Raw genomic sequence first — 16,439 nt, 5'->3', positions numbered from 1 at the left:
AGATTTCAGACGTATATTCTTCATTATTTTATCATAATCATCTATTTTGGTCGAATGTTTCTATATGCTCCATGATCTCCATTCCATCTACCCCTTCATACTGAACAACCTTTGTCAAGAAAGGGGAAACCTCCGTGTAGAGGATCAATGCTTGAGCTACTACAAGACAAACCAGTTGAATGATTAGAAGTTTTACGATAATGCCTTCAAACCTTTTCATTTTTTCCCTCACCACTTTTTCTCAAGCGTTACTACTTATTATGACTGAAAAAAGTGGTAAATATTCTCATCAGTGTGTTTTTCTCATTAATAATTGCTGTTCAAAACAATATTTGATGATTACTTGCCTTTCATGCTCTTTGATATAATCGAACTGTAGTGAAGCTCGCTTTCTGCCATTTTTCCCATCCACAATTCTGATTACCTTACTTTTTAATTTCAGATAATAGATCTCCCCATTGTTCAGATGGATGACGAAATTTGTCTGGATGGTACTAGACTCAGGAAATGTTGCTCCCTGGGGCAACATAATGGAACTGCCACCTGCACTTATATCATGTGTAACAGTGGTAAAGGGTTGAAACTCGGCAGAATCGGGATGAACAGCTACATCTACACTGCTCTCGACACGGACATATTCTCTTCTCTGTATTTTGATTAGCTGTTCGTGTCCAGGATAGGAAAGCTGAATCATCGGAATGGATTGCTTTATTCTGCCCATGACTTCACTGTCAAAATGATAGGCAAGACCTTCATCAGTCACAAATGAGACGTTCAGCTGCGTGCCATTTAATATGTATGTGGTTTTACCATTCTTGATTTGTACTGGATAGTCAACGTAAAATTCATTTTCCTTCACTTCTTGAACCTTACATCGGTATTTTTCCACTCCTTCATCATTTTGCATATGAAGGGTTAATATTACCCCTGTCTTCAACAAAAAATTGCCCCCTAACTTTCGTGCTTGTCTCTCTTTTTCCAAGCTCCCTAGTTACTATAATTAAACCATGTAAACAAAAAAAGGAAAAGCCAAATTTTAGCTTTTCCTTAACGATTTTCCAATTATAAATCATACAATTCTTCTGCATTTTTCAGTTTTTCCACTTTTTCTTCCCTGCCATTTTCGGCATTGATAAAGATCTGATAAGTATCTTCATTAATGGTACCAAGAAATTCATAGCATAGGACTTCCTCACCAGTATCATTATTGATGACTGCTAAGCGATCCTCCATAATCATCACATTTTCATTGATTCTAGCCTTTGCTTCTTCGTATGTGATTCCGGGTTCAGGAATTTCACGAAGATGGTGGGCCATCAGATAGTCTTTTGCAGAAAACCCGACAATCTCTCCAGTGTCGAGGCTTACCTTCATTTTAATGGCATCAGGGTAGATCCTCACACCATCCAGATTGGAAACAAAAGTGAATACACCCAGCTTATTGTACTCCACGCTTTCATAAAGGTCCAGGCTTTCAAACTTGTTCTGCTTCAGGAAGTTCCGGGCTTTTTCTGTTGCTTCATTCAGGCTGATGTTCTTTTGCTTCGCTTCTTTGTTTTGCACAATGTAAATGGGAATGCCCCCTTTTTTGGCGACATCCATATACGTATCCACCTGGTTTTTATCCACGATCTTCAGGCTGTAGAATCCTACCTTGGAGCCTTCACCGTTTTCGGTAATCGTAATCTTTTCATTACCTTCAAGCTCCAGATAGCGGTCAGCAACCTTCTTGGCTTCTTCCTTCGTTATGGTTTTACCTGAAAGTCTGCTGAAGCTCTCATCCTTTTTGTTCATGGATGTAAAGGTCGGACCGAAATCTGATTCCTCGTACCCCTCCACATTTTTCTCCACAGTTTTGAAGCCATCAATAATCCCATTATCCTGTGGCTGGTCTTTTGCTGATAATGCAAGTTCCACATCCATCCAGCGTAAGTTTTGATTCATGACCATGCTCTGCACTTTTCTCAGCTCTGACTTGATTTCACCTGATTTTTGATAAAGTGTCTGCAAGGAATCAAATTCATCTTCTGATAAAGGATTCTTATCCAGGTCACGTATCGCAACCTGATATGTGTAATCACCGATATTTGTCAGGAACTCCTCTGTCTTGTTAAAGGGAAGTAAGGTTAATGGCAACTGCCCCACATCATTTTGAGCTTCTGATGTTATTCTCCAAACCTCTGCAAAGGATGGAGACAATTGCTCCCTTGAACTCATGGCGAGCGTTGTACCAATTTTGTCATGTAACAGGTCCACATGGTATACAAGGTCATGAAATGCACGCTGATAATTATTTTCCGCATTAATGAGGACTGCGTTTTTTTCCTGATGCTCCTGATAACCCCAATACCCTGTTCCTGCAACAGCTACTGCTAAAACAGCGATAATGATAAGTCTCAACATAATTTTCCACCCTCTTTATTCACAGAAAATGTGTTTTCCGATCCTTTTTATTTGCGGACGCCCCCAAATCCAGCCGCTTGTTGCTGTATCCGGGTTAAAGTAATAGGTTGCACCTTCAGTAGGGTCCATTCCATTAATGGCATCGATGACCGCTCTTTTGGCAGTTTCATTTGGTGTGAGCCAGATTTGGCCATCTGCTACAGCCGTAAATGCCAGTGGCTCGAAGATTACCCCTGAAACCGTGTTTGGAAAAGTTGAACTGTTAACTCGATTCAGGATTACTGCTGCAACCGCAATCTGACCTTCATAAGGTTCGCCACGCGCTTCACCGTAAACGGCATTGGCCATCAATTGAATATCGTTTTCAGAATAACCGCCCGGCATATTGGTTGCCGTCTGCTTTTCTTCCTCTGGTTCTTCTTTAGCAGGAGCTGGTTTTGACGGTGCCTGTTGTTGTGGTGCAGGTTTAGCTGGTTGTTTTTCCGGGGCTGGCTTTGCCGGCTGTTTTCCTGGTGCTGGTTTTGACGGTGCCTGCTGTTGTGGTGCTGGCTTTTCTGGACCCTGTTGCGGGGTAGGCTGCTTTTGCTGAAATTGAGCCTTCTTCTGTTGCCACTGTGAAGTTGCCCCCTGCTTTGCTTTTTCAATGGTAGCGGCGGAAGGTTCCACCTGATACTTCAATTCCATGCCGCCATAATGAGTAAATCTTTTCCCGCTATTTATCTGTTGATGTACCCAATCCTTGTAAAACTTGGTTGATTTATTGAGCATATCCTTTGTTTTTGGACCTACTAGCCCATCTACATCATCCAACCCGAATTCATGTTGGAAGTTTTTAACTGCCCAATATGTAGTCCAGCCATAAACCCCATCAATCTTGGCTTGGTAATATCCATTGTATTGAAGACGTGCTTGAAGCTCGACCACATCATTCCCGGTAGCACCCTTTTGAATGATCTGCTCGGAAAAGGCACTTACTTTGGGCTGATTTATCGAAAATAGCATACAGGTGCTGATAAGAAACATACATGAAATTATTAGTAACCGCTTCACCTTACATTTCCTCCTTTGTCTTCTTTAAACAATTGTTAGAAGTATTTTCTGTAGATGTTGGCATTTTATACAGATTCCATCCAATAAAAGCCACATTCCAAAAAATGGAGAGCTGATTACCAGGCATTTATAACAAAAAAATAGCCTACAAGGATATGTTTTCCTTGTAGGCTATACTAATGCTGTATTTGCGAGTTTTACTTTTCGCAATCCCAGCCACCATAAAAAGATCATAAATGGAACCATATAAAATCCCCAATGCTTTTGGGAGAGAATGATCATGTCATATGTACCATGGAGCAGGAAAGGAACAAATAAAGAAAGACTCAAGCATATTCTATGTTTCTTCTGTTCAATGGAAAATTTACCTTTTCCTAGATAGTAACCCATGATGACTCCGAACAATGCATGGCTTGATACAGGCAGTACCGCTCTCCCAATGGCAAGCTCCACCCCATTTGCGATGAGAAACAGTATATTCTCGGCAGTGGCAAATCCCAGTGACACGGCTACTCCGTATACAATACCATCGTAGTGCTCATCAAAGTTAACATTCCGATAGACTAGATATATCAAAATGAACCATTTGAAGAATTCTTCCAACAGCCCGGACATAAAAAAAGCCTTTATGAAATTGGAGTTCACACCCATCTCCAATTGAATCACATATTGTATGAACATTAGCGGGAACACAAGCAGTGACCCGAACACGAATATCTTGAACACATAGGATATCGGTTCTTTCTTAAAAGTATCCCGTAAATAAAAATATGACAGCAACGCCAAGCCGGGAGCAATTCCGGCGGATACAACGCCCAGCATAAATAAGCCTCGTTTCCATCTGTTTTTTTTTATCGTATCATGTTATCGTAATTAATGGAATGATACATCCAGTTTTTTTGGAATTGTTTGTATATTAATGAGGTGAAAATAGATGAAGAAAAAGATTTTACTCATTCACACAGGTGGAACGATTTCCATGTCAGAAAACGAACAGGGGGAGGTCTCTCCCGGAGAAAAAAATCCGCTATCCGCATCACCTGTAATCACAGATCCTAATTTCATTATTGAAAGCCATGAACTTTTCAATCTGCCTTCTCCCCACATGACACCACACAATATGTGGGAGCTATCCACGTTCATCGATGCCCAGGTGACAAAGAATTCCTATGAAGGAATCGTCATTACCCACGGGACAGATACATTGGAGGAAACGGCGTTTTTCCTTGATCTGACCGTACAGACAAAAGTTCCGGTTGTCCTGACAGGCGCGATGCGCTCTAGCAATGAAATCGGCTCTGATGGACCATACAATCTTCTCTCTTCTGTGAAAGTCGCAGCTAGCACTGAAGCTAAAAACAAAGGGGTACTGGTTGTACTGAACGATGAGATTCACACTGCCAAGAACGTTACAAAAACTCATACCAGCAATATTGCCACTTTCCAGAGTCCCCAATACGGGCCGATTGGCATTGTCACAAAGCGTGGAGCTTCCTTCCACCATTCTCCGGTCTCAGAAGACAAGTATGCGATCAAGGATGTAACGAAAAAGGTGATGCTGCTTAAGGCGTATGCCGGAATGGATTCCGCCATTTTCTCTCTTTTGAAAGATATGGGGGTTGACGGAGTTGTGATTGAAGCCCTAGGACAAGGAAACCTCCCTCCTACCACTATGGCAGGATTAAAAGAACTGACAGATGCAAAGATCCCTGTCGTCCTCGTTTCCCGCTGCTTTAACGGAATCGTGCAGGACATCTATGGCTACGATGGAGGAGGACGACAGTTAAAGCAACTTGGAGTCATTTTCTCCAATGGCCTGAACGGTCAGAAGGCACGAATCAAATTACTTGTGGCATTGGAAGAAACGAAGGATTCCCAAGAGTTGCAAAGATTGTTTTTAAGATAAATTCAATGCTTCCTGCTCTGCACCATGAAAAGGTCCTTCATTCGCTTGATGATGGACCTTTTGCTCGTCCGGCACCACGAAAAAGTCCTTCATCCACTTGATGATGGACCTTTTGCCCGGCCGGCACCACGAAAAAGTCCTTCATCCACTTGATGATGGACCTTTTGCCCGGCCGGCACCATGAAAAGGTCCTTCATCCGCTTGATGATGGACCTTTTGCCTGGCCGACACCATGAAAAAGTCCTTCATCCGCTTGATGATGAACTTTTTGCCCGGCCTCAACCATGAAAAGGTCCTTCATTCAATTCAACCTCCCTTTTCTCGACCATCCATACAACATCAATGAAAATAGAACGGCCGTCTGACAGACAACATGTGTCTAACCGGACGGCTCCTTATATATTACATTCTATTCTTGATACACTCAGCAATTTGACCCCCATGAAAACGGCCATTTTCAATGAATATTTCATTTGCGTTATTTCCAGCTGCTATAACTCCTGCTATGAAAATGCCTTCCACATTCGTTTCCATCGTTTCTGGATTGAAATCGGGACGACCAGATTCCTTATCGATCTCCACTCCCATCTTGGTGAGGAACTGATGATCTGGATGGTAACCGATCATTGCGAAAACAAAATCATTCCGGATTGTTTCTTCTTTCCCTTCACGAGTTGCATAGGTTACCGTATCTTCGGTTATTTTTGTTACATCTGCATCAAATACCATCTTGATGGTACCGTTCCTGACGAGTGCGTCAAATTCAGGCAGTATCCATGGCTTCACACTTGGGGAGTAGGTGGAGCCCCTGTACACAACTGTCACGTGTGCATCCGCCTTTACCAACTCCAAAGCAGCATCCACACTGGAATTTTTTCCGCCAATAACAGTGACATGCTTATTAAAATAAGGATGTCCTTCTTTGAAATAGTGGGATACCTTTTCCAAATCCGCACCTGGGATCGCTAATTTATTATGATTATCATAATAACCTGTTGCAACCACAACATATTTTGTCAGATAAGTATCTTTAGAGGTTTTTACAAGGAACGTACCGTCTTCCTGCTTATGGATCGACTCCACTTTTTCAAACGCATTTATCTCAACCTTTTTCCTTTTCACCACTTCGCGATAGTAGGTCAACGCTTGAATTCTGACAGGTTTCCTGTTCTCTGTAATAAATGGAACATCCCCTATTTCCAACTTTTCACTTGAGCTGAAAAAGGTCTGGTGAGTCGGGTAATGATAAATGGCATTGACGATATTTCCTTTTTCTAGCACAAGTGGGGAGAGCCCGATATTCTGCAAGGCAATTGCTGCCGATATACCACAAGGTCCTCCACCTACAATGATGGCATCTCTGTTAATCACAGTTGCTTCAACTCCGTACACATTATTAATAGGACATGAAAAAATCCCCTATCACTTATGATAGGGGATTGTAAGATGATGTGCAAATAATTAAATCCAGCCTCTGAATCGGGATGCTTCCGCCATTTTGCGTGCACCAACCATGTATGCTGCAAGTCTCATATCTACACGACGGTTCTGAGCTGTATCATAAACACTGTTAAATGATTTAACCATTACTTTTTCAAGCTTTTCTTCCACTTCTTCTTCGGTCCAATAATAACCTTGGTTATTCTGCACCCATTCAAAGTAGGAAACGGTCACTCCACCTGCGCTTGCAAGTACGTCAGGCACAAGAAGAATTCCGCGATCTGTCAGAATCTGCGTTCCTTCAATTGTAGTAGGACCATTCGCTGCCTCAACCACGATTTTCGCACGGATGTTGTGGGCATTTTCTTCTGTGATCTGGTTTTCAATCGCTGCAGGAACAAGGATATCGCACTCCAATTCCAACAGCTCTTTATTTGTAATTGTATTATTGAACAATTTCGTTACAGTTCCAAAGCTGTCACGACGATCTAGAAGATAGTCGATATCCAGTCCATTCGGGTCATACAATCCACCATAAGCATCCGAGATACCTACCACCTTAGCCCCTGCATCGTGCATGAACTTTGATAGGTAGCTTCCAGCATTACCGAAGCCTTGTACAACAACCTTGGCTCCTTTAAGCTCTATCCCTTTTTTCTTTGCCGCTTCATGGATGCAGATTGTTACACCTTTTGCAGTAGCTGATTCTCTTCCGTGTGATCCACCAAGTACCAGTGGTTTACCAGTGATGAATCCAGGTGAGTTGAATTCGTCAATACGGCTGTATTCATCCATCATCCAAGCCATGATCTGAGAGTTCGTAAATACGTCAGGAGCCGGAATATCCTTAGTAGGTCCAACAATCTGACTGATGGCGCGGACATAACCACGGCTCAATCGTTCCAATTCCCTGAACGACATTTCACGAGGGTCGCAAACGATTCCCCCTTTACCACCACCATACGGAAGGTCCACAATTCCACACTTCAAGCTCATCCAGATGGAAAGCGCTTTAACTTCTTTTTCAGTTACATTCGGATGGAAGCGGATTCCACCTTTTGTAGGTCCTACAGAATCATTATGTTGAGCACGATACCCAGTGAAGATCTTTACAGATCCATCATCCATACGGACAGGGATTTTCACTGTTAACATGCGAAGCGGTTCTTTTAAAAGTTCATATACTTCCTCTGGATAGCCAAGCCTCTCCAAGGCTTTATGTATCACAACTTGTGTTGATTTCAATACATCCAACTTATCTTCATGTTTATTAGTCTGCTCGTTGCTTTTCTCGGCTACCATAAGTACCCTCCTAGATTGTTTCACTCAAAATTTACGAAGTCCATCTTCATGACATAGTATACACCTTACTACCGTTTATGCAAAGATAGAAAATAATATTTTAGAAAAAAATTTGTAAACGGTTACAAAGAATAGCGGAGCTGCACGATAGAACAAAACCAGCCCTATCTACTAAAAGCGTAGACACGGCTGGAATTCAGTTGAAATAGGCATTCAATTGTTGAAAAGCATTTTTCTCCATAATGATCTTCCCGTACTCGTGCACCCGGTGAGTAGTCATGGTAGAAGGAAAACCGTATTCTGATAATACAGCAATCAGCGCATCAATATCCATGCTTGGAGGCGTCTCTTCCTCTAAAAGAAGATAAAAGATATTCTCAAGTGAATAAATCTTGCCACCATTTATATGAAAGTGCTTTAAACGCTTTGCTAAATCGATAAGGTGGTCAAACGAATGGAACTCATAAAACAATTCATGACTTTCATCAACGGTTACTTGCATTTCGATGTAGTCATCGGTAAATTCCTCTTCCAGTAACTCGTCATCCGTGGATGTTACAATGACGACCATGCCTTGAGCTTGTAATGCATACACCTCAACAGCCAAGGAGCCACTCACTTCAAAACCCAATTCTTCGCTCGCTTCATCAATCATGTCACGGAACAGCTGATGAACCTTCTGCGAGTCCTTCCATAGATCCTCTTTTGTCAACCCTCTTTCATCGAGGTCATCAAACGTGAGGAATATCTTTATTTTATTGTAGTTGATTCGTTCCAGCCGCATGAAAGACTCCTCCCAACCTTTACACCCTGCTACTTCTTACATTTTATGATAAGAGTGGTAAGTTGGTTCGTTACGTTCCCCCATAGAATGGAAGTAAATTATATTAATTCTTGGCAGCCATATGTTTTTTAAGCCAGTCTTCCCATTCTTTCATGGTGTTTCCAATCAAAAATTTTTGATACTCCGTTTGTTTATGCTCCGGCATCCTATCAACAGCAGAGCCACCCAGCCCTATAATCAACTCCGGATAGTCTCTCTGGAGATCATTCACCATTTCCAAAGTTTTCGGGAGGTTGATGGATAGCGTGCAGGATAAAAATAGAAACTTCGGGTTTATTTCCTTCAGCACGATATGAATATCATTATCGGCTATGCTAGTACCAAGATAAATAGTATCGAACCCTTTTCTTCGTACAAACAGCGTATAGATCAACAAACCAAGCTCATGCCATTCCCCTGGTCCACAAACCGATACCGTTTTGGGCAAAAATCCATTAACTGGCAGTCCATGCAGAATCATCCCGATTCGAGAACGAAGAAAAGCGGATGCGAAATGCTCATGTGCACTGGAAATTTCGGCATTCTCCCAAAGGTCCCCTACCTTGACCAGCAGTGTTCCTAAAATATCAATCAATACCTTTTCTACAGAATATAAGCTGAATATTTTATCCATTATTTCATGAGCATGACCTTCATCAAACTCAAGTAATGCCTTTAATAGTTCCTCCAATAGGTCTTTGGATAAATCCTGATTGGCATTTGAATCACTACCATCAGACTCCAAAAGCGACTGTTGATCCTTTTCAAGCAAGGATACTGCCTGACTAATGGTAAAACCCTTGTTCACTTTTTGAATAAGCCACTTCAATATTTTAATATGCTCTTCTGTATAAAGGCGATGACCAGAGTCGTTTCGTACAGGTGCAATCATCTGGTACCTTCTCTCCCAGGCACGAAGCGTCCCAGGTTGAATTCCAAGCATTTTTGAAGCTGCTTTGATATTGTACTTACCTTCATTAGTTGACATAAAGATCCCTTTCTCTCCTAACAAAATCCTTAGTTGAATTATATAGGAGGAAACTCATCGTGTAAACTTTGTATAGGTTTTGAATAATACAAAACTCAATTTTCAATAAACAAAAAGCGACTGTGCTGTCCGATCAGAAACCACCCAGTCGATACTTTCATTTTTTTGAGGTAATTGTTAAAAGATGCGTTTCAGGTGGAGCGCCAAGCCTCAAGGGAATCATCGTGGTTCCATAACCGTTGCTTACTAAGAGCGTGGTATGTGGGAGATGATGGATTGCTCCTTTTTCGTGAGGTCCATAGCCGAATATGCGGATTTGACCTCCATGGGTATGTCCACTTAATACAAGGCTGATTTTATCTTTGCCTGAGAACTTTTCTACTATCTTTGGGTCATGGCTGACCAAGATTTTAAAACTTTCTTTTGTCGCATCCTTCAAGGCAAGCTCCAGATCGTCCCGATCGTGAATCATATCGTCCACCCCGATAATCTCAAGTAGTTCCCCTGTTTCCGACTCGAACTTGAATGCAGTATTGTCCAGTATTTTCACCCCATTGTGCAACAGCAGGGAATCCAGTTCATGATAATCCAATTCATAATCATTGTTACCCCATATAAAAAATATCAGACCCAGCTTTTTCAAAACTTCAATATTCTCTTTCACTTGCTCCAAAGAGACGCCTTTCTCCGCAAGATCCCCCCCGATTACAACAAAATCGACTTTCCCTTCGAGCGGCTGTATGAATTCAGGTGATAGCTTTCTTCTATGAATATCAGAAATAAAAAAGATGGATACCTTCCCGAAGCTTGCCGGAAACTCAGGAAACGCTAATGTTTCTTCCTTTATTGTCTCTTCCTTTGCTTGCTTGAACATGTATAAAAGCAGTATCAGCCCACAAATAAAGGCTGCTCCCAAAATATAAACGATTGTCATCGGTAACGTCCCTTCTCTCCCCGTTAAATGAATGTTACAGAATCATACCATAAAACTCTTCATTGGTCAGTTTATTGCCATTCCGATTTCATACTGAAGGGGTCTATTCTGGAATAAAATTCACACATTAAACACCCTGTTGATTTCCGTTCCAGGCATTCGCTTTCCGCGGGCGGCCTCGGGAGCCTCCTCGGCGCATTTGCGCCTGCGGGGTCTCCCTTGACACGCTGCTCCCGCAGGAGTCTCATGCCTTCCACTACAATCAACAGGGGCATCCTAGATTAATGTTGCGTCTTAACAATAACCAAAAGATATCGACTTTTAGTGCATCCCAGAGCGGAGATAAACCGGTAACATTGGGCATCCGAAATAAGCATTATTATAAAAAAGACTGCGTTAAAGCATCAGGTTGATTTTAAAGGCCGCTAGCTGTTGATTGGAGCAATAGGCGAAGACTCCTGCGGGAGGTAGCGTTTAGTGGAGACCCCACAGGCGTTGCCGAGGAGGCTCCACAAACGCCCCGCGGAAAGCGAAGCCTATTGCGGAAATCAACAGCGGTGTTTACCAGTAACAAAAAATAAGACCCTCCAAAGGGTCTATTTCGTTTCATGGTATAGGTTGATATCGAATTCCTTTTTCATCATTTCGAATACTTGGTGACGTTGCTTCCATTCTTCGGGCTGAGCCCAGTAATCATCGCTCCGCTTGACCATCTCCTTGCGCAGGTCATGGTATTCTTTTTCTGCTTTATCCTTTTTGTATAACAAATATTTAATCATGCCCACCTGGCAACCGATGAACATCACCACATAAAAATGCACCGTTCTGTCAAAAAAATAAGCGAACATTTCCCCATAGCTGGTTCCATTCAAAAAAATGTAATAGTAGATATACGCAAGGAATAGCCCGAACGTCAGAAACGTGGATAATCTCCAGTGCCATTCTCTTTTCTTGAACTGATCAAACTTTCTTTTCTTTGAGACAAGAAGCTGCAGGGTTTTCTTTGTAGCTTCATCTGTATGCTTATCCAACCTTTGAATTTCAGGCTCCATTCGTACCACCTCATACCTGGTCTATTAATAAACCTTATGCATATAAGAGAGCTTGTATGATGCCAAAAACCACAAAAAAAGCACAAGGACTCATGCGTAGTCCCTGCACTTTTCTTCATCCGTTTTTTTTAATTGGAATGGTAAGCTTCTGCCCCGCATTCACCTGCTGATTAGTGAGGTTATTATAATCGCTGATAATCTTCTCTCCAGCTCTACTGTTGTAGTATTTCATGGAGATTCTGTACAACGTTTCCCCGCTAGCGACCACATGCTCCACATATTCCACATTTTCTTCAATCTTTTCTTCATCTATCACTTCTTCGGTTTCTTCCGGCTCAGCAGCTACTGGAGGAGGTTCCGGTTTTGTTTCTGCAGGAGTGGTTTTGCCACTGCCTGTTTGAGCATTCGTGTTGATGGTTTCGACAGAGGCAGCTTCCTCCTTGGTCTCCTCCTCATCCACTACCGTATTCTCTTCTTCTTCATTCCTGTCGAACTCTATCATTTCTTTCGAATTTGTTTTGGAAGGAATGTTGATCTGATCATAGGATTCTACACTACCGCTAATAGGAAATAATGATTTGAGTACATTTTCATCTTTATTATTAAAATGAAGAGCCAAAATGGTGATTGGTATCAATAAAAAAGCGATGCCGAGCAAGCGGACAATAGGGAAATTAATTTTCCATTTCGTTCTATTACGTTTCTCGGCATGTATTTCGCTCCTGGAAGGAAGCTTTTCAGCCGCTGCTTTTTCAACCTCATCTCGTAAGGAATCCGCCTGATCTTGTCTATTCATCTCGTTTTTCATACTCCTCACTAACCTCCCCGTTGTCGATTTTCTTTATATACTCGCTTCTTATTTTCAGTGCCAGCAGCACATCTATGATGAAATGAGCCCAAATTGTCACAAGAAGATTTCCAGTCCATTCATACAAATAGCCCAATAGAAAGCTTAATAGGATGACCGATATCAGTAATAACCACTTATGAAGATAGCGGATATGCATGATGGCAAATATGATGCTTGCAATCCAGATCCCGAAATGAGTCTGAATCACGCCCCTGAAGAGCAGCTCCTCTACTGATGAAATAAGAAGAGCCAAACCTACTATGTGTATAACACTTCTTTTTTGGAACATTTTTTCATTGATGCCACCATCGTCCATCAGGTGCCTTGGGACATATTTCATCAAGATAAGATCAATCAACACTACTGCAATCCCCACAAATGATCCAATGATGAAAATCTCTTGAATATCCCATTCCAATAGGAGCAGAAATTCGTTCCATCCTTCAAAGAGAAAAAAAGCAAGGACAACTGCAACGAGGAAAAATAGGAGCTGTGATACGTATAAGTGATTCAGCAGTTCCTTGTCACTCATTCTCTTAACCATTTCCGCCTGTTTATTTTTCATATTCAATCTTCCTGTACTAATATTTTTGCTAATAGTTGCTTCCAAGAAGAAGCATCACCAGTTATGCTTTTCCGCTTCTCTTCCCTTATTGAATAATCTTCCAGTTCAAGTCCGCAATGATCGCAGCAGTTTATTATCGGAGGACCCGCCTCTTCGCCAAAATAGGTGAGGATCCCTCGCCTCCTGCACCCTGATCCAAATGTCCAACTGTCAAAGCTACGAAGCTTTTCCTGTTTAGCAGATGTCCGGAGTTGAATCTGCTTTTGCAAAAAAGCCGCACACAATTCCAGATTTATTTCCGTGAGAGGTCCATTATTCCCGATAAAACTTGTCAGGTGGTAGGTTAAATACCTCCAATGGGTCTCGGTAGCTTGGAATCTTACTTCCAGGTCTGTCATCATTTCGTCCGTTAGTGACTCGATGACCCTCCATTTATTCACCAGCTCTGTCAAAACAGCTGACACAAAGGCATCATCTGGGAGCTCATGTTCGATTAAGAGCTGAGGCAGCATAAGATCCTCGGCACTTTTCAATAGAACTGCGATACTTTTTCCACCATCACGTCCAGCTCTCCCTATTTCCTGGACATAGGATTCCAGCTGAGTCGGCTGATGATAATGAATGACAAATCGCACATCAGCTTTGTTGATACCCATTCCGAATGCACTTGTACAGCATATAACATCCAGCTGTCCAAGGAGAAACTGCTGTTGGATAAGAATCCGCTGTTCCTGCGCGAGCCCTGCATGATAGAAAGCAATCCGGTCCACGCCTTGCTCTTCCAAATAATGACTGATCTGTTCCGCTTTTGTCCTACTTGAAAAGTATACAATCCCCGGAGATCGGAAATGCTTGACGATCTCCAGGAGGCGTTCCCTTTTTTCATGGTTGTTCTGGAAATGCTCCACTTGATAGGCAATGTTCGGCCGATCTATCGAATTGATATGCTCCATTGATGACTCTAAATGAAGGTACTTCTTTATATCCTTTATCACACTATCTGTCGCAGTAGCCGTTAATGCCAGACATGGAGGTTTTCCAAGTTTGTCCCTCACCTCACCAAGCTTCAGATAATCCGTCCTGAAATCATGTCCCCATTGTGAAACGCAATGTGCCTCATCCACTACAAACAGACCGACCGTTAGCCCCTGAAGCTTTCTTAGCCAGCGTCTGACCTGCAGCATTTCGGGTGAAATGAAGATAAATTTAAACCGAGAGAGATCTGCGTGCAATAGCTTTTCTTTTTCATGAAAGCTTAAGAAAGAATTGATGGCGATAACGTTCTTTTCACCCTTCGACTTCATCTGTTGAACTTGATCTTCCATTAGGGAAAGAAGTGGAGAAACAATTACTACATGTCCTTCAAGCAAATAACCGGAAAGCTGATAGCATAGAGATTTCCCTCCCCCTGTAGGCATGAGTGCGACAACATCCTTTTTCTTAAGGACATCTTCGACAATCTCCCTTTGACCAGGTTTAAAATCAGTGAAACCGAGCTTTTTCAGTAGATGGCTTATACTATCCATGCGCATCACCCATCTTTGTCAGGACTAGTCTTATTTGAAAATAGCTGATATCCGCCAACCCCAGATACTCCTTTATCCTTTTCATCTGATTGGTTTTCAACGAATAGGCAGCTTGTTGGATAATCTGTGCCCTTTCTTTTGTCACATATGGTGAAATGGAAAAGGAATCAAGATGAAGCGCCAGTTCTACAATGTGATCCTCGATTGTACTTTGCTTGAGATTTCTTGCAGCTGCGATTTCTTCCAATTTATAGCCCCTTTCCAATAAATAAAAGGTCTTTTGTGTAGTAGCAGTCAAATTGGGCCGATGAATCATATCCAAGCATAGTTTGCTTAATACTGGATAATGGTCAACATTCCTTTCTATGTTCTGCAGCATATAATGGAGTGCAGCCTGAAACTCCAGTCTCACCCAATTTTCATCAATCCCAAGCTTTTTGGATATCTGAAGGAGGGTGAGTCCACTGTGTAGGTGACCGGAAAGCTTGGAGACGAGTATGTATGCTTGCTGGTCTGCGACACTTTTTAAAATATCAAAAGTCTCTTTATAGATTAATTCGCATAACTCTTTTTTGGCAATCCCATCCTGTAATAAGATTTTTTTCACAAAATGTTGAACTGTCTCTTCATATTGAACCGGAATGAAATCCGTTCTGCCCATTTGGAGATTTGACAATGTCTGGATCAGCAAGCTATATCTTTTCCAAAACACATCTGCCTTTCCTTTGTATTCCCAGCCATTTAGATAATCAGGGAACGGAAAGTTTTCCGCCTCTTTTTCCAGGACAGTGCTTCCTTTTTCCGTTAGATAGTAAAAGTCATCTTGAAAAGAGATTAATTGCTTCTGCTCGAAGCGGGCAATGGTCGAATCAAGCTCAGCACGGGAAAGGTCCGGCAAAAGACCGAACAGGAAATCGAGAGAATAAAGATTGCCATCCTGAATTGTTTGGGATGACTTCTTCCCTTTTAGCAAATGATAAATGGCAGAGGAAGTTCGTTCCCCGCGAAAAGCACGAATACAAAATAAGCAGAGATATTCGAATGATTTCAACAAAATTCAACACCTTTTTTCATCTATCTCCATTTTATCAAAATTTTGCAGAATTGTGGCATGTTTATGTCGACAAATGGTCGGGTAAATGATGAATAGAATGGCAGAACCCTTATGTGATAAGCATTCTCATTGACTTTTCTATTGAAAAGTTAGGAAAACAGTTTTACAATATAAAGTATGAGGAATTCGTTTCCATCTAATTTTTGGAAATGTTAATCTTATTGTATAGTTACAAATTGGGAGGTTTATTTTATGGCAAAATATACGATTGTTGACAAAGAAACTTGCATCGCTTGTGGCGCATGTGGCGCAGCAGCACCTGACATCTATGATTACGACGATGAAGGCATTGCTTTCGTTACACTTGATGACAACCAAGGTATCGTTGAAATTCCTGATGTGTTGGAAGACGATATGATGGACGCGTTCGAAGGCTGTCCTACAGATTCTATCAAAGTGGCAGACGAGCCATTCGATGGAGACGCTCTAAAATTTGAATAGTACACACAAAGAGCCGCATTCCCATTAAGGAGTGCGGCTCTTTTT

General features: G+C 41.8%; 17 protein-coding genes. 2 read left to right on the top strand and 15 right to left on the bottom strand.

The window, feature by feature from the left end; all coding sequences use genetic code 11:
* Positions 1–37: 37 nt before the first annotated feature.
* The 5 genes from ABN702_RS06910 to prsW all read right to left on the bottom strand — a co-directional run bounded on the left by ABN702_RS06910 (position 38) and on the right by prsW (position 4,275).
* Positions 38–220 carry a YpfB family protein gene (locus ABN702_RS06910; RefSeq protein WP_417899991.1) on the bottom strand — a complete coding sequence of 61 codons (183 nt, stop codon included), beginning with the start codon at positions 218–220 and terminating at the stop codon, positions 38–40.
* 69 nt (positions 221–289) lie between these two features.
* The gene (locus ABN702_RS06905; protein WP_417899990.1) at positions 290–940 is read right to left on the bottom strand and encodes a flagellar brake protein; all 651 of its coding nucleotides are present in this window, start codon (positions 938–940) and stop codon (positions 290–292) included.
* A 122-nt stretch (positions 941–1,062) separates the two neighbouring features.
* A complete protein-coding gene (gene ypeB / locus ABN702_RS06900) occupies positions 1,063–2,403 on the bottom strand; it encodes a germination protein YpeB (protein WP_417899989.1) in 1,341 nt (446 codons plus the stop codon).
* A gap of 15 nt (positions 2,404–2,418) precedes the next feature.
* Entirely contained in the window at positions 2,419–3,426 is a 1,008-nt protein-coding gene (gene sleB / locus ABN702_RS06895; protein ID WP_417900848.1) for a spore cortex-lytic enzyme, read from the bottom strand.
* A 198-nt stretch (positions 3,427–3,624) separates the two neighbouring features.
* Entirely contained in the window at positions 3,625–4,275 is a 651-nt protein-coding gene (gene prsW / locus ABN702_RS06890) for a glutamic-type intramembrane protease PrsW (RefSeq protein WP_417899988.1), read from the bottom strand.
* Between the two features lie 112 nt (positions 4,276–4,387).
* Between prsW and ABN702_RS06885 the strand changes: the two genes are divergently transcribed.
* The gene (locus ABN702_RS06885) at positions 4,388–5,359 is read left to right on the top strand and encodes an asparaginase (protein ID WP_417899987.1); all 972 of its coding nucleotides are present in this window, start codon (positions 4,388–4,390) and stop codon (positions 5,357–5,359) included.
* Between the two features lie 402 nt (positions 5,360–5,761).
* Here the strand turns inward: ABN702_RS06885 and ABN702_RS06880 are convergent, their stop codons facing one another.
* The 10 genes from ABN702_RS06880 to ABN702_RS06835 form a co-directional block, all read right to left on the bottom strand.
* Positions 5,762–6,730, bottom strand: a complete 969-nt coding sequence (locus ABN702_RS06880) for a YpdA family putative bacillithiol disulfide reductase (RefSeq protein ID WP_417899986.1) — start codon at positions 6,728–6,730, stop codon at positions 5,762–5,764.
* Positions 6,731–6,820: 90 nt separating this feature from the next.
* Positions 6,821–8,101 (bottom strand): Glu/Leu/Phe/Val family dehydrogenase, encoded by a 1,281-nt coding sequence (locus ABN702_RS06875; protein ID WP_417899985.1) that lies wholly within the window; start codon positions 8,099–8,101, stop codon positions 6,821–6,823.
* Positions 8,102–8,297: 196 nt separating this feature from the next.
* On the bottom strand, positions 8,298–8,885 hold the full coding sequence (locus ABN702_RS06870) for a genetic competence negative regulator (RefSeq protein ID WP_417899984.1): 588 nt from the start codon (positions 8,883–8,885) through the stop codon (positions 8,298–8,300).
* A gap of 103 nt (positions 8,886–8,988) precedes the next feature.
* Positions 8,989–9,912, bottom strand: a complete 924-nt coding sequence (locus tag ABN702_RS06865) for a MerR family transcriptional regulator (RefSeq protein ID WP_417899983.1) — start codon at positions 9,910–9,912, stop codon at positions 8,989–8,991.
* 157 nt (positions 9,913–10,069) lie between these two features.
* Positions 10,070–10,846 carry a metallophosphoesterase gene (locus ABN702_RS06860; RefSeq protein WP_417899982.1) on the bottom strand — a complete coding sequence of 259 codons (777 nt, stop codon included), beginning with the start codon at positions 10,844–10,846 and terminating at the stop codon, positions 10,070–10,072.
* A 596-nt stretch (positions 10,847–11,442) separates the two neighbouring features.
* Positions 11,443–11,898, bottom strand: coding sequence for a DUF2663 family protein (locus ABN702_RS06855; RefSeq protein WP_417899981.1), 456 nt, complete (start codon positions 11,896–11,898; stop codon positions 11,443–11,445).
* A gap of 115 nt (positions 11,899–12,013) precedes the next feature.
* Positions 12,014–12,706 carry a LysM peptidoglycan-binding domain-containing protein gene (locus ABN702_RS06850; protein ID WP_417899980.1) on the bottom strand — a complete coding sequence of 231 codons (693 nt, stop codon included), beginning with the start codon at positions 12,704–12,706 and terminating at the stop codon, positions 12,014–12,016.
* Positions 12,687–13,313 (bottom strand): CPBP family intramembrane glutamic endopeptidase, encoded by a 627-nt coding sequence (locus ABN702_RS06845; RefSeq protein WP_417899979.1) that lies wholly within the window; start codon positions 13,311–13,313, stop codon positions 12,687–12,689. Before ABN702_RS06845 ends, ABN702_RS06850 begins: the two co-directional genes overlap by 20 nt.
* Before the next feature lie 2 nt (positions 13,314–13,315).
* On the bottom strand, positions 13,316–14,839 hold the full coding sequence (locus ABN702_RS06840; protein WP_417899978.1) for a RecQ family ATP-dependent DNA helicase: 1,524 nt from the start codon (positions 14,837–14,839) through the stop codon (positions 13,316–13,318).
* Positions 14,832–15,890: a helix-turn-helix domain-containing protein gene (locus ABN702_RS06835; RefSeq protein WP_417899977.1), complete on the bottom strand. Its 1,059-nt coding sequence runs from the start codon at positions 15,888–15,890 to the stop codon at positions 14,832–14,834. The genes ABN702_RS06840 and ABN702_RS06835 overlap by 8 nt, the downstream gene beginning before the upstream one ends.
* A 255-nt stretch (positions 15,891–16,145) precedes the next feature.
* Here ABN702_RS06835 and ABN702_RS06830 point away from each other — a divergent pair, with 255 nt between their 5' ends.
* Positions 16,146–16,394: a ferredoxin gene (locus ABN702_RS06830; protein ID WP_204418088.1), complete on the top strand. Its 249-nt coding sequence runs from the start codon at positions 16,146–16,148 to the stop codon at positions 16,392–16,394.
* Positions 16,395–16,439: the final 45 nt, after the last annotated feature.

Origin of the sequence: Bacillus haimaensis (genome assembly GCF_048270625.1) — a bacterium.
In the GTDB taxonomy this organism is placed as follows: Bacteria; Bacillota; Bacilli; order Bacillales; family Bacillaceae_I; genus Sutcliffiella_A; species Sutcliffiella_A haimaensis.
The sequence above is the reverse complement of the archived record's forward strand: the minus strand, read 5'-3'. Positions and strand labels throughout refer to the sequence as shown.